This window comes from Pseudoalteromonas sp. MMG013 (genome assembly GCF_018100885.1).
In the GTDB taxonomy this organism is placed as follows: Bacteria; Pseudomonadota; Gammaproteobacteria; order Enterobacterales; family Alteromonadaceae; genus Pseudoalteromonas; species Pseudoalteromonas aurantia.
Map to the genome: position 1 here is coordinate 1 of NZ_JAGJEE010000102.1, position 634 is coordinate 634.

Sequence of the window (634 nt, forward strand, 5' to 3'; positions counted from 1 at the left end):
CTCTGTTACTGATATTTGGGCATACCTAGCCCAGTCATTTTATTTATTGCCTTCACTTTAATCATCGTTTCAGTATGCTGACTATTAAACTGGCGACTTTTTAGCTTATCACCCATTAATTGCTTAAAACGATACATCGCCGTCTCGGCAAGTGAACGAAGGTGGTACCCTGAGTTCACTTTCCACTGCGTTAACCCTATTTGGTGCATCATAAATACGGCATTATTTCTGGGGTGTCCTTCTTCCCAGTATTGGGCATTGTCTCTTGGCGGCACCCGCATAATCGCGCTTTTTGCTGCGACCTCCTCATAGCAACTGCGTGTATCATATGCACCATCACCTGTGACTCTGTCTATATTTCTGCGTAGTGGCCTGATTAAATCGGCAAGGGCTTCACCATCTGACACATTGACCATCGACAGTTCAGCACTCATAATATCGTGACTTGTCGCATCAATGGCCAAGTGCAATTTTCGCCAAGTACGGCGCTTAGTCGCACGATGTTTTCTCGCATGCCATTCACCATTTCCGTACACTTTAAGGCCGGTGCTATCAACCACAATATCTATAAAGCCTTTGCCTGCGCTCTTTCTATATTGCACATCAAGTGTTTTACTACGTTTGCACAAACAGC

Annotated in this window: 1 protein-coding gene; it reads right to left on the reverse strand. The window is 44.8% G+C overall.

Features of this window, described 5'->3' with window-relative positions; genetic code table 11:
- Positions 1-5: 5 nt before the first annotated feature.
- On the reverse strand, positions 6-634 hold a 629-nt coding region (locus J8L98_RS24525; RefSeq protein WP_210998669.1), incomplete at its 5' end, for an IS5 family transposase.